Origin of the sequence: Neisseria mucosa (assembly GCF_003044445.1) — a bacterium.
GTDB classification, from domain to species: Bacteria; Pseudomonadota; Gammaproteobacteria; order Burkholderiales; family Neisseriaceae; genus Neisseria; species Neisseria mucosa_A.
Genome location: NZ_POWX01000003.1, coordinates 1 through 13165, shown reverse-complemented (window position 1 = coordinate 13165; position 13165 = coordinate 1). Strand labels below are relative to the sequence as shown.

Sequence of the window (13165 nt, the reverse complement as noted above, 5' to 3'; positions counted from 1 at the left end):
GATTTTCAGACGACCCAGCTTTCAATGAGGTCGTCTGAAAACCTTAATTCATACCGTTATCGTGATATGATGCCGCATCCTTAACCGACGTCATGACGTCAATGAAAAAAATATTCAAAATCCTCCTGAAAGCCCTGTTGGCATTTATCATCGCCGCCATCCTTTACTTTGCCGCCGCCTACATACTTGGTAAGATTCCGCAGGACGGTACCAATGCCTCCGACGGCGACGTAACCCTTTATCTGCACAGCAACGGCGTACACGCTGATGTCGTCATGCCGCTTTCAGACGACCTCTTCGACTGGACCAGCATCATCAATCCTGCCGACAGTCGCGCAGGGCAAGGCGATGCCCCCATCCGCTACGTCGGCATAGGCTGGGGCGAGCGCAATTTTTATTTGAACACGCCGCAGTGGGCAGATTTGACCGCATCTACGGCGGTGCAGGCATTAAGCGGAGTCAACAGCACGCTGATTCACGCCGTCTACTACCGCGATCCGCCGCCTGAAGGGGAAAATACCGTCAAATTTACCGTCAGCCGCGAGCAATACCGCCGCCTGAGTGCCAACCTGATGCGTCATTTCAAATTGAAAGCAGGCAAAGCCATCCCCGTCGTTGGCGCACATTACAGCGCTGACGACGCATTTTATGAGGCAGAAGGGCGTTACCATCTTTTCAATACATGCAACAGCTGGCTCAACCGCCGCCTAACCGAAAGCGGCATCAACGGCGTCGTCTGGACACCGTTCCCCGATCCGCTGCTCGACAGCCATCGTACCAATACAGCAGAAAACCCATGAAAACTCTGACCATCCGCCATCTCACGCTCGGCAGCGGGCAGCCGAAAATCGCCGTTCCCTTAGTTGCCCGAGACGAAGCGGCCTTATCCGCCGCCCTGAAAAATCTCGAACACGCCTGTTTCGATATTATCGAGTTCAGAGCCGACTATTTCGTCCAAGCAGGCAATCCCGAATACCTGCTCGCCCAAGCCGTCACAGTGCGCCATGCGTTTCCCGAAACCCCGCTGCTGTTTACCTTCCGACGGGCGGAGGAAGGCGGCGAATACCCTTGCAGCAAAGCATATTATTTCGAGCTGCTCGATAAAGCCGCCGCTTCAGGCATCATCGACATCATCGACATCGAACTTTCCGCTGGAGAAAGCGAAGTTCGCCAAGCGGTTGCTACCGCCAAGGCGAACAACACCGTCGTCCTGATGAGCAACCACGATTTCCATCAAACGCCCGCCAAGTCGGACATCACAGGTCGTCTGAAAAAAATGGAAGAGGCAGGCGCAGACATCTGCAAAATCGCCGTGATGCCCCAAAGTCCCGCCGATGTCCTGACGCTTTTGGACGCCACTTGGGAAGCCTGTCAAGTCGCAAACCGTCTGATTGTTACCATTTCTATGGGCAAACTCGGACTCGTCAGCCGCATCGCAGGCTCAACCTTCGGCTCCGCCATCACATTCGGCACGGCAGGAACCGCCTCCGCGCCCGGTCAGCTTGATTCCGCCAGCCTGAAAAACATCTTGGATGTTTTGGAAAACGGCAACACCGCCGGATAACCATAAAAACAAAAAGACAAGAGGTCGTCTGAAACAGCGTTCAGACGACCTCGTTTTCTTTGTTTCAGCAATTTGGCGGGCAAATCTCCTGAGCGACGGATTGGTTTCAGACGACTTTTACAGCGGATTGGCTTATATAGTGGATTAAATTTAAATCAGGACAAGGCGACGAAGCCGCAGACAGTACAAATAGTACGGCAAGGCGAGGCAACGCCGTACTGGTTTAAATTTAATCCACTATAACAATCCAAATAAACCGTACCCTCCGCTACCCCGCCCTACCCAACATCAAACCAAACAAAACGTCGTCTGAAAACAGGCATAGCGTATTTCGCAAAACCGTTTTCAGACGACGTTTTCCCCGAATTCATCTTTTTATCTTCTCTCCTGCCTGCGTATCAGCCAAACGGCGAGCAGGGCGAAGGCTATGGTGGGCAGTGCGCCGGCGAGGAAGGGTGGGACGCCGTAGAGTTGGCTGGTAAACCCGAAGAGCCGTCCGGCGAAGTGGAACAGCAAGCCGAGGCAGATGCCGCCGAAGAGTTTCAAGCCCATATTGCCGTGGCGGGTGGTTTGCGGGGTGAAGGCAAAGGCGACGAGTGCCATCACCCAGGCGGCGACGGGGTAAACCAATTTGCGCCACCAGGCGATGGCGTAGATTTGGGTGTTTTGGTTGTTGTTTTCGAGGTGGCTAATGTAGGTGGTCAGTTCGCCGACGGACATTTGGTCGGGTTTGACGAGCAATACGTCCATCAGGTTACGCTTGACGGCGATCGGCCAGTTTTCTTCGGCTGCGGTCGAGACTTCGACCTTGTCTTCGCTAAGCGTGCTGCGGCGGATGTTTTTCAACTGCCAACTACCATCGTTGTTTAAAACGGCGGACTCGGCTTCCGTCGCCTGCGTCAGCTCGTTTTTGTCGTTGCGCTCCCAAATTTTAATGCCCAGCAGGGTATGGTCGGGCAACATTTCGCGCACGTTGATGATGCTGTTTTTTTCTTTGAGCCAAAGCCCGGTATTGCCGGTGCTGATTTTGCCGTTGATGGCGGCGGATTTGATGTTTTCGGCTTTTTGGCTGAGGACGGGGGCAATCCATTCGCCGAGCGCGGCGGTGGCGATTGCGAAAATCAGTCCGAACTGCGACAGGATCAGCAATAGTTTTTTGGTGCTCATGCCGCTTGCTTTGATGACGGTCAGTTCGCTGCCGGCGGCAAGCTGGCTGAGGGAGACAAGTCCGCCAATGAGGACGGCGAGGGGCATGAGTTCGTAGGCGCGCGCGGGCATTTGCATGAGGACGTATTGCGCCATGGTTGCGCCGTTATAGCTGCCTTTGCCCAAGTCGCCGACTTCGTTGATGATCTCGAAAAAGCTGTACAGGGCAAGGAAGGCAAGGAGGGCGTAAACCGCCATAACCGCCATTTGGCGGATGATGTAACGTGAAATCAGGTTCATTTTCCGCCTTTCAATGTCAGACTTTTGCCAACCGCCTGCCAGAAGGGCTGGCTAGGCATACTGCGGACGCGCAGGAGTACGACGGCAATGGCGAACATGATGATGTGCATGGGCAACAGTCCGAGCCAGAAATGGATTTTGCCTTCTTCCACGGCATTGCGCAGGAAGGTCAGTCCGTTTTGGTAAATCAGGAAAAGCCCGATGGCGACGAGGATGTTGTAAGTGTGGCCGCTGCGCGGGTTGAAATAGGAAAGCGGCACGGCAAGCAGGCAGAGCAGGAGGACGCTGACGGTCAGCGAGATGCGCCACATCAATTCCGCCTGATGTTGCGGGTTGCTGCTGCCGATGAGCTGGGATGTCGGGATGGTGCGGCGGTGGGAAACGGGGTCGATGAGTTTGGGCGTGGTGCTGATAATCAGGCTGAGGTTTTGGAAGGAAACGCGGTTGTAGTCGGCTTTACCGGGCGTGCCGCTGTAACGGTAGCCGTTGCGCAGGTCGAGCGTGCGCTTGTTGTCGTTCAGCGAAAAATTGCCTTCTTTGGCGAAGATAATGTTGTCGTTGCCGTTTTTATCTTGTTCGCGCAGGAACAGGTTTTTCATGATGCCGGATTCGGTATCGAAGGTTTCGACGAAGTAAACCCTGCCGTTGCGTTTGCCTAGGCTGTTGAACTCGCCCGCTTCCACCATCGACAATTCTTGTTTCTGCTTGAGGATTTCGGCGTATTCGCGGCTGCGCAGTTCCGCCCACGGCATAACCCAAAGCTGCATGACGGCAATCAGGATGGCAAACGGCACGGCAAACTGCATGACGGGGCGTATCCACTGTTTCAACGCCAATCCGCAGGAGAGCCAGACCGACATTTCACTGTCGCGCCAGTAGCGGGTCAACACGGTCAGCGTACTGATGAATGCGGTCAACACCAGCAAAAGCGGCGTCATGCCGATGACCCAGAAGCCGACCAATGCCAACACGGCATCGATGGCGACGCGCCCGTCGGCGGCGCGGCCGAGCAAGTTAATCGCTTGCGTGGAGACCAACACCGCCAAGAGGACGACGAAAATGCCGACTGCGGTAAAAGAGAGTTCTTTGATGAAGTTTCTTTGATAAATCATAGAATCGCGGCTAGGAGCGGTAAGCGGTTCGGCGCAGGCGGATTGTCTGCGCAAGGTTTCAGACGACCTCTCAAATGGAGTACAATCTTTCCAACCGTTTTCAGACGACCTCTTGATGCAAAGGGTCGTCTGAAACTACCCGAAACCATCTCAATCAGGAGAATAAACGTGGAATTTAGCACAAAAGCCGGAACCTTGCAGCCGCAACAGGCAGGCGCGCAGTTATTTGTCTGCACCGAAGCAGCGCAATTAAACCACCCTACCGCCCTTGCCCTTTTGTCTTCGCTTGAAGAAGGTCAAACTTTTGCCGACACCAAAATACCGACGGACAACGGTTTGCAGGCAGTCGCCGTCGTCCGCCTCGAAAAAACCGACCGCGCCGCGCTGAACAAAGCTGCCGCCGAAGCCGCCAAATGGGCGCAAAATCAGGAAACGGTCAATGCGGACATCCATGCCTTCGATGAAGCGCAAGCCGCCGCCGTTGCCGAAGCCTTCGCCATCGCGTTCGGCAACGCCGCCTACCGTTTCGACCGCTACAAAAAAGAAGCCAAGCCCGCCAAATTCGCACAAGCCGTGTTCCACACCGCACACGAAGCCGCCGTCAAAGAAGCCCTGCGCGTCGCCGAAGCGCAGGTTTACGGACAAAGCCTCTGCCGCGACTTGGGCAACGCCGCGCCCAACGAATGCACGCCCGAATTCTTAGCGCGCACCGCCAAAGCCGAAGCCGAAAAACTGGGCGCACACGCCAAAATCATCGAAAAAGACTACATCAAAGAAAACATGGGTTCCTTCTGGTCGGTTGCCAAAGGCAGCGTGGAAGACCCCTATCTGATTGAATTGAGCTACTTCGGCGCAGCCGACAAAGAAGCCGCCCCCGTCGTCTTGGTCGGCAAAGGCATCACCTTCGACACCGGCGGTATCTCTCTTAAGCCCGGTTTGAACATGGATGAAATGAAGTTTGACATGTGCGGCGCGGCAACCGTCATCAGCACCTTCTGCGCCGCCGTCAAACTGCAACTGCCGATCAACCTCGTCGCCGTCGTCGCCACTTGCGAAAACATGCCTTCCGGCGCGGCAAACAAACCGGGCGACGTCGTGAAAAGCATGAAAGGTCTGACGATTGAAGTGTTGAACACCGATGCCGAAGGTCGTTTGATTTTGTGCGACGCGCTCACTTACGCCGAGCAGTTCAAGCCCAAAGCCGTCATCGACGTCGCCACCCTGACCGGCGCGTGCATCATCGCCTTGGGGCATGACGTCAGCGGCGTGATGGGGAACAATCAAGATTTGGTCGACAGCCTGCTCGCCGCCTCCCGCAACGTGGACGACAAAGCATGGCAACTGCCGCTCTTTGAAACCTACAAAGACCAGCTCAAATCCAACTTCGCCGACATCCCCAACATCGGCACGCCCGGCGCAGGCACGATTACCGCCGCCACCTTCCTGTCTTACTTCACCGAAGACTACCCGTGGGCGCACCTCGACATCGCGGGTACGGCATGGAAATCAGGCAGCGAAAAAGGCGCAACCGGCCGCCCTGTTCCCTTGTTGCTGAACTATCTGCGCAACGTGAAATAAGTCTGGACGCCTGCGGGGTAAGCAACCGACCCCGCAGGTCGTCTGAAAACGGAACGCATCATCTTCTGATACAACCAACAAACGGAGAACCATGATGAAACCGCTATTTGCCGCATTGTCCGTCGCCTTTCTGCTCGGCACGACCGTCAGTATCCACGCCGCGGAACAGGCCAAACCTACCGACCGTAGCGTCCAAGTGTACAAAAAAGCCGACTTGGCGGAGTGGAACCGCGAAAATGCAGCCGGAGGCAAAGGCCCGCTGCTCGGCCGCTTCGCCTTCAACCGCCACCAGACCGCCGCACAAGACGCGTTTAGGGAAATCGGCTGGCTGACCCTGCCGCCGGGCGCATCCATCGGCGAACACAAACACACCGACAACGAAGACGTTTACATCATCGTATCGGGCAAAGGCGTGTTTACCGACAGCACGGGCAAACAGACCGAAGTTGGCGCCGGCGACATCACCATCGCCCGCCCCGGCCAGTCCCATGCGTTGAAGAACATCGGTAAAGAGCCGCTGGTCTTCCTTGACCTGATTGCCGAGACCGCCGCCGCCCAAGCTACCAAATAGCAGTCATCAAACCGACAAGGTCGTCTGAAAACCATATTGCGTTTTCAGACGACCTTTTTTGTTGTTTAGGCAACATGATTCGTTCCAAGCAAACGAGGGGATGGCGCGCTGCCGCTGTTTCCGTCTTTTTTATCATTTTCAAGATATTGGGTTTCAGACGACCTTTAGTTTTTTGCTGTTTGTATGGGCTTGGGCTTGGCTGTTTTGCCGCATCAAATGCGGTTTGTTCCTTGAATTCTTGTCATATTAATGATGTGATGTTATATAATAACAATTTATTTGAAATATGACGGGAAACCCAAAATGACACAAGCCACGCTTAAACCCATTGTTTTAGCATTACTGATCATCAATCTTCCGGCCATCGCCCAAGCGCATGAAACCGAGCAGACGGTGGACTTGGAAACGGTCAACGTCGTCGGTAAAAGCCATCCGCGCGCTACTTCGGGGCTGCTGCACACTTCGACTGCCTCCGACAAAATCATCAGCGGCGATACGCTGCGGCAAAAAGCCGTCAATCTGGGCGATGCGCTCAACGGCGTGCCGGGCGTCCATGCTTCGCAATACGGCGGCGGCGCGTCCGCGCCTGTGATACGCGGGCAGACGGGTAGACGGATTAAAGTGTTGAACCATCACGGCGAAACCGGCGACATGGCGGATTTCTCGCCCGACCATGCCCTGATGGTGGACACCGCCTTGTCGCAACAGGTCGAAATCCTGCGCGGGCCGGTAACGTTATTGTACAGCTCGGGCAATGTGGCGGGCTTGGTGGATGTTGCCGATGGAAAAATCCCCGAAAAAATGCCTGAAAACGGCGTATCGGGCGAACTGGGGCTGCGCCTGAGCAGCGGCAATTTGGAAAAACTCACGTCCGGCGGCATCAATGTCGGACTGGGCAAAAATTTTGTGTTGCACACGGAAGGGTTGTACCGCAAATCGGGCGACTACGCCGTACCGCGTTACCGCAAGGAAGAAGGTCATCTGAAACGGCTGCCTGACAGCCATGCCGATTCGCAAACGGGCAGCATCGGGCTGTCTTGGGTGGGCGAGAAAGGCTTTATCGGCGCGGCATACAGCGACCGTCGCGACCGCTACGGCCTGCCTGCCCACAGCCATCTCTACGACGACTGCCACGCCGACATCATTTGGCAGAAGAGTTTGATTAACAAACGCTATTTGCAGCTTTATCCGCACCTGTTGACCGAAGAAGACGTCGATTACGACAATCCGGGTTTGAGCTGCGGCTTCCATGACGACGATAATGCACACGCGCATACCCACAACGGCAGACCGTGGATAGACCTGCGCAACAAACGCTACGAAATCCGCGCCGAATGGAAGCAGCCGCTCCCCGGTTTTGAAGCCCTGCGCGTGCATCTGAACCGCAACGACTACCGCCACGACGAAAAAGCGGGCGATGCGGTGGAAAACTTCTTTAAAAACAAAACGCAAAATGCCCGCATCGAATTGCGCCATCTGCCCATAGGTCGTCTGAAAGGCAGTTGGGGCGTGCAATACCTGACCCAAAAATCCAGCGCGCTTTCCGCCATTCCCGAAACCGTCCAACAACCGATGCTGATCGACAACGATGTGCATCATTACAGCTTTTTCGGCGTAGAACAGGCAAATTGGGACAATTTCTCGCTTGAAGGCGGCGTGCGCGTGGAAAAACAAAAAGCCGCCATCCAGTACGACAAGGCATTGATTGATCGGGAAAACTACTACAACCACCCCTTGCCCGACCTCGGCGCGCACCGCCAAACCGCCCGCTCGTTCGCGCTTTCCGGCAACTGGTATTTCTCGCCATACCACAAACTCAGCCTGACCGCTTCCCATCAGGAGCGCCTGCCGTCAACGCAAGAGCTGTACGCACACGGCAAACACGTCGCCACCAACACTTTTGAAGTCGGCAACAAACACCTCAACAAAGAGCGTTCCAACAACATCGAACTCGCGCTGGGCTACGAAGGCGACCGCTGGCAATACAATCTGGCACTCTACCGCAACCGCTTCGGCAACTACATCTACGCCCAAACCCTCAACGACGGACGCGGCCCCAAATCCATCGAAGACGACAGCGAAATGAAACTCGTGCGCTACAACCAATCCGGTGCCGACTTCTACGGCGCGGAAGGCCAAATCTTCTTCAAGCCCACGCCGCGCTACCGCATCGGACTGTCCGGCGACTACGTCAGAGGTCGTCTGAAAAACCTTCCGTCGCTGCCCGGCAGGGAAGACGCCTACGGCAACCGCCCACTCATTGCCCAAGCCGACCAAAACGCCCCGCGCGTGCCCGCCGCACGACTCGGCTTTCACCTGAATGCCGCGCTGACCGACCGCATCGATGCCCATCTCGACTACTACCGCGTGTTTGCCCAAAACAAACTCGCCCGCTACGAAACGCGCACGCCCGGACACCATATGCTCAACCTCGGCGCAAACTACCGCCGCCGCACCGGCTACGGCGAGTGGAATTGGTATGTCAAAGCAGACAACCTGTTCAACCAATCCGTTTACGCCCACAGCAGCTTCCTGTCCGACACCCCGCAAATGGGACGCAGCTTCACCGGCGGCGTGAACTTTAAGTTTTAAGGGGCGATAGACAAGAGAAAAGGTTTTCAGACGACCTCTGAAAACCTTTTCTATTTATCCCTTCATGTCATCCCAATCATTTGACTTCCGTCAAAGGAAATTGTTTTCATCCGTATGATTTCACTATTAATCCAGCCTTTCCGCGCTCGTCATAAACCTTTGTAAACCAAATCATCCGACAGGTATCCGATATTCCTCCCCCCCTTCGTCCCAAACATCCCCCTGCCCTACCGTCTTCCATACATGAAATTTTTTTCTAAATAATATATACAGTTATCCCAAGCACACCCGCCGCCCTAGATTTAAAAAAATTCCACATAAAACAATACGGTTACTCCTCTCCAAACTCTGTTCACAAGTAGTTTCTTAAAGTATGATAAGCCTGTTTCCGGCCAGCATTCCCGCCGGAATCAGGCTTCCAAACAAATCCAACCTCAACTCGGAGTAAACATCATGTTGACCCAGACCCAACAGGTCGATTTGACCCTGCATCATCTCAAAGAGCGCGCCTTGGCAGAATATAGCCCCAAACAGCGTGCGACCATCGAAGCTTCCGAAGATTGGAAACAGTTTGACAGACGTTTGGACGAGCATTTTCCCAAGCTGATGCACGAGCTGGACAACGTTTACAACGACAACGAAGCCGTCCTGCCCATGCTGGAACAACTGATTGCACAAGCATGGCAAAGCTATTCCCAACGCGACAAGTCTCTGAAAGCCATTGATGCCGCACGCGAGAGCGATCCCGATTGGATTTTGTCTAACAAACAGGTTGGCGGCGTGTGCTATGTCGATTTGTTTGCGGGCGATTTGAAAGGCTTAAAAGCCAAAATCCCTTATTTCCAAGAGCTGGGGCTGACTTATCTGCACATGATGCCCCTGTTTAAATGTCCCGAAGGCAAAAGCGACGGCGGCTATGCGGTCAGCAGCTACCGCGATGTCAATCCCGCTTTGGGTACGATAGACGATTTGCGCGATGTCATTGCCGCGCTGCACGAAGCAGGCATTTCCGCCGTCGTCGATTTCATCTTCAACCACACGTCTAACGAACACGAATGGGCAAAAGGCTGCGCCGCCGGCAATCCGCTTTTCGACAATTTCTACTATATTTTCCCCGACCGCTGGATGCCCGACCAATACGACCGCACCCTGCGCGAAATCTTCCCCGACCAGCATCCGGGCGGCTTCTCCCAATTAGAAGACGGACGCTGGGTGTGGACGACGTTCAATTCCTTCCAATGGGATTTGAATTACAGCAATCCCTGGGTGTTCCGCGCCATGGCGGGCGAAATGATGTTCCTCGCCAATTTGGGCGTTGACATCCTGCGTATGGACGCCGTTGCCTTCATTTGGAAGCAAATGGGCACAAGCTGCGAAAACCTGCCGCAAGCCCATGCCTTAATCCGCGCGTTCAACGCCGTCATGCGCATCGCCGCACCTGCCGTGTTCTTCAAATCCGAAGCCATCGTCCACCCCGACCAAGTCGTCCAATACATCGCACAAGACGAATGCCAAATCGGCTACAACCCGCTGCAAATGGCATTGTTGTGGAACACCCTCGCCACCCGAGAAGTCAACCTGCTCCACCAAGCCCTCTCCTACCGCCACAACCTGCCCGACCATACCGCATGGGTCAACTACGTCCGCAGCCATGACGACATCGGCTGGACGTTTGCCGACGAAGACGCATCGCAATTCGGCATCCACGGCTACGACCACCGCCAATTCCTCAACCGCTTCTTCGTCAACCATTTCGACGGCAGCTTTGCGCGCGGCGTGCCTTTCCAATACAACCCCAACACAGGCGACTGCCGCGTCAGTGGTACTGCCGCCGCTTTGGCAGGTTTAGCACAACACGACCCACACGCTGTTGACCGCATCAAACTCTTGTACAGCATCGCCCTGAGTACCGGCGGCCTGCCGCTGATTTATCTCGGCGACGAAGTCGGCACGTTGAATGACGACGACTGGTCAAGCGACAGCAATAAGAGCGACGACAGCCGCTGGGCGCACCGTCCGCGTTACAACGCCGAGTTGTACGAACAACGCCACGACGCATCCACCGCAGCCGGACAAATCTATCAAGGCCTGCGCCACATGATAGACATCCGCCAAAACAACCCGCGTTTGAACGGCGGCCGTCTGGTGACCTTCAACACCAACAACAAACACATCATCGGCTACATCCGCAACAACGCGCTTTTGGCGTTCGGCAACTTCAGCGAACACGCTCAAACCATCAGCGCGCACACCCTGCAAGCCATGCCCGCCCGTGCCAAAGACCTCATCAGCGGCGAGACAGTGGCACTGAATCAGGATTTGGTGCTGCGCCCCTACCAAGTGATGTGGCTCGAAATCGCCTGATGATTGAAGCAGCTTAAAAACGCAGAGGTCGTCTGAAACCGGTATTTCCCGTTTTCAGACGACCTTTTTAAAATATCCGGCATCAAACCTGCCCAAGCGATGATACTTCACCCCCAACATCCGCATACCATGCGTCTCCCCATACACAGCTTAAAAATAAATTCTATTAATTACAACAAGTTGAAGAATTATTAATCAAATTTATCCATCAAGTATTGAAATTATTCGACTTTCTGCTTTAAACTTCGACGCATATATATTCAATATCCAGCGAAATACCGTCATGCAAACCGCTAAGCATTCAAACGCATTCTTCTATTGGTACCACACAAACGTGCGGTACTTTTTTGCGCTTGTCTGAAACAGACGGAAATGAACAGCAAAACAAGAGCCGCCCTGATTGAGCGGCTTTTTTTATACCCTTCGTGGCCGCCAATCCCAATAAACGATGCGAACAGTTGTAAATAAAGGAAAAGCCATGAACCTCTCTGCAAATATCCAAAGACGTCCACAAACCCTCCACCGCTGCCATATGATTGTTGACGGCAACAGCCACAACACATTTTCAGACGACCCCGTTCCCCAAACTTCTGGCCTTATCAGCGAGGCCCTGATTCCGCAAATCCGCTCTCTCGCCACATTGATTGCAGCCGAACGCCACGACTTCAACTGCAACAGTCCCGCCGTGTTTACGGAAGAAGCCGACTTCTTCGCCGCACGCATCCTTATTTTGGGTGTTCGCCGCTTCCATCTCGACATCACCCTGATGCCCATGCTCAAAACCGCCAATCAACGCGCACAAACATTTGCCAAACACCATCACCTCCCCTTCTCCCCCGCTGAAATGCACATGAGCCTGCACGCCCGCCGCCCCGACAAACTGCTTATTATGGAAACCGAACACGAAGTGAAACCTCAAGGAAATATTGTTGCCGACAGTCTTGCTTTTGCAGCCAAACTACCGAAACTCCCATTGTAAAAAAGAGAAACCTTGCTTGATAAATCCCCAAAACACACCATATGGCAGGCAGGCCACGCGCTTAGAACCACGCCGCCGACTTACATAAGACGGCATTAATGACAACCGACCAAGGAAACACAGAACAATGAAAAAAATTATCGCCTTAGCCGCGCTCTCCGCTTTCGCCCTTGCCGCCTGCAAAGACAATACGCAAGCACAGCTTGAACAGCAGCAAAAACAAATCGAAGCCCTGCAACAACAATTGGCACAGCAAAACGGCCAGCAGGACAATACCGTTTACCAACTCACTCCCGAAGCCGTACAAGACACCATCCCTGCCGAAGCGCAAGCCAACGGCAACAACGGTCAACCCGTTACCGGCAAAGACGGACAACAATATATTTACGACCAATCCACAGGAAGCTGGCTGCTCCAAAGCCTGATCGGTACAGCCGCAGGCGCGTTTATCGGTAACGCGCTGGCAAACAAATTCACCCGTGCGAACAACCAAAACAGCCCGATTGCACAGCGCGCACGTTCCCATTACTACCAAACTGCCCGTCCAAACGGCCGTACCAGCCAGCAACTGAATACCCGCAGCATCCCCGCGCAGCAGGCTCAACAACAACCCCGCTACCGTCAAACCACCCAACAACCTTCCAACTACCGCCGCCCGATGGGTCGCGGATTCGGTCGTCGCCGTTAATTCGGCAACAATGACAAAAGGTCGTCTGAAAATTGAACTGCACCCCAAAAGTTGGACATCCCCCTCCAACTCACAAGGTGCAGTTTTTTTATGAGCAAATATACATTACACTTCAAATACCAAGCCGTACTCCACTACCTGCATATACGCAGCCAACAGCGTACCGCAGATCATTACGGCATTTCCCGAACCCACCTGCGACGGTGGATACGCGCCTATCAAGAAGGCGGCATCGGCGCACTCGAACATCCCCAATCCAAAACCATGACCG

General features: G+C 54.3%; 11 protein-coding genes. 9 read left to right on the top strand and 2 right to left on the bottom strand.

Annotated features, from left to right (window positions below; translation table 11 throughout):
* The first annotated feature begins 101 nt into the window (after positions 1-101).
* Together DBY90_RS02305 and aroD are read left to right on the top strand one after the other, a co-directional pair.
* Positions 102-800, top strand: a complete 699-nt coding sequence (locus tag DBY90_RS02305) for a TIGR02117 family protein (RefSeq protein WP_083286732.1) — start codon at positions 102-104, stop codon at positions 798-800.
* Positions 797-1564, top strand: coding sequence for a type I 3-dehydroquinate dehydratase (gene aroD, locus DBY90_RS02300; protein ID WP_070492486.1), 768 nt, complete (start codon positions 797-799; stop codon positions 1562-1564). Before DBY90_RS02305 ends, aroD begins: the two co-directional genes overlap by 4 nt.
* A 375-nt stretch (positions 1565-1939) precedes the next feature.
* On the opposite strand, the gene lptG is transcribed toward aroD, so the two are convergent.
* Together lptG and lptF are read right to left on the bottom strand one after the other, a co-directional pair.
* Complete coding sequence (gene lptG / locus DBY90_RS02290; protein ID WP_070492526.1) at positions 1940-3010, bottom strand: LPS export ABC transporter permease LptG; 1071 nt, start codon at positions 3008-3010, stop codon at positions 1940-1942.
* Complete coding sequence (gene lptF, locus DBY90_RS02285; protein WP_070492525.1) at positions 3007-4122, bottom strand: LPS export ABC transporter permease LptF; 1116 nt, start codon at positions 4120-4122, stop codon at positions 3007-3009. The genes lptG and lptF overlap by 4 nt, the downstream gene beginning before the upstream one ends.
* Positions 4123-4290: 168 nt before the next feature.
* Here lptF and DBY90_RS02275 point away from each other — a divergent pair, with 168 nt between their 5' ends.
* From DBY90_RS02275 to DBY90_RS02245, 7 genes are all read left to right on the top strand, one after another.
* Positions 4291-5700, top strand: a complete 1410-nt coding sequence (locus DBY90_RS02275) for a leucyl aminopeptidase (protein WP_070492524.1) — start codon at positions 4291-4293, stop codon at positions 5698-5700.
* A 94-nt stretch (positions 5701-5794) separates the two neighbouring features.
* Positions 5795-6271: a cupin domain-containing protein gene (locus DBY90_RS02270; protein ID WP_070492523.1), complete on the top strand. Its 477-nt coding sequence runs from the start codon at positions 5795-5797 to the stop codon at positions 6269-6271.
* Between the two features lie 303 nt (positions 6272-6574).
* Positions 6575-8863, top strand: coding sequence for a TonB-dependent zinc receptor ZnuD (znuD, locus tag DBY90_RS02265; RefSeq protein ID WP_070492522.1), 2289 nt, complete (start codon positions 6575-6577; stop codon positions 8861-8863).
* Positions 8864-9316: 453 nt separating this feature from the next.
* Entirely contained in the window at positions 9317-11227 is a 1911-nt protein-coding gene (locus DBY90_RS02260) for an alpha-amylase family protein (protein WP_070492521.1), read from the top strand.
* A gap of 478 nt (positions 11228-11705) precedes the next feature.
* Positions 11706-12206, top strand: a complete 501-nt coding sequence (locus tag DBY90_RS02255) for a hypothetical protein (RefSeq protein WP_039855956.1) — start codon at positions 11706-11708, stop codon at positions 12204-12206.
* A gap of 127 nt (positions 12207-12333) precedes the next feature.
* The gene (locus DBY90_RS02250; RefSeq protein ID WP_070492520.1) at positions 12334-12894 is read left to right on the top strand and encodes a hypothetical protein; all 561 of its coding nucleotides are present in this window, start codon (positions 12334-12336) and stop codon (positions 12892-12894) included.
* 90 nt (positions 12895-12984) lie between these two features.
* On the top strand, positions 12985-13165 hold a 181-nt coding region (locus DBY90_RS02245), incomplete at its 3' end, for a helix-turn-helix domain-containing protein (RefSeq protein WP_185952179.1).

Bases quoted from the DNA above. Each gene is read 5' to 3' on its own strand.
- DBY90_RS02250 (WP_070492520.1), top strand. From the start codon at position 12,334: ATGAAAAAAATTATCGCCTTAGCCGCGCTCTCCGCTTTCGCCCTTGCC.
- lptG (WP_070492526.1), bottom strand. From the start codon at position 3,010: ATGAACCTGATTTCACGTTACATCATCCGCCAAATGGCGGTTATGGCG.
- DBY90_RS02255 (WP_039855956.1), top strand. From the start codon at position 11,706: ATGAACCTCTCTGCAAATATCCAAAGACGTCCACAAACCCTCCACCGC.
- aroD (WP_070492486.1), top strand. From the start codon at position 797: ATGAAAACTCTGACCATCCGCCATCTCACGCTCGGCAGCGGGCAGCCG.
- lptF (WP_070492525.1), bottom strand. From the start codon at position 4,122: ATGATTTATCAAAGAAACTTCATCAAAGAACTCTCTTTTACCGCAGTC.
- znuD (WP_070492522.1), top strand. From the start codon at position 6,575: ATGACACAAGCCACGCTTAAACCCATTGTTTTAGCATTACTGATCATC.
- DBY90_RS02270 (WP_070492523.1), top strand. From the start codon at position 5,795: ATGAAACCGCTATTTGCCGCATTGTCCGTCGCCTTTCTGCTCGGCACG.
- DBY90_RS02305 (WP_083286732.1), top strand. From the start codon at position 102: ATGAAAAAAATATTCAAAATCCTCCTGAAAGCCCTGTTGGCATTTATC.
- DBY90_RS02260 (WP_070492521.1), top strand. From the start codon at position 9,317: ATGTTGACCCAGACCCAACAGGTCGATTTGACCCTGCATCATCTCAAA.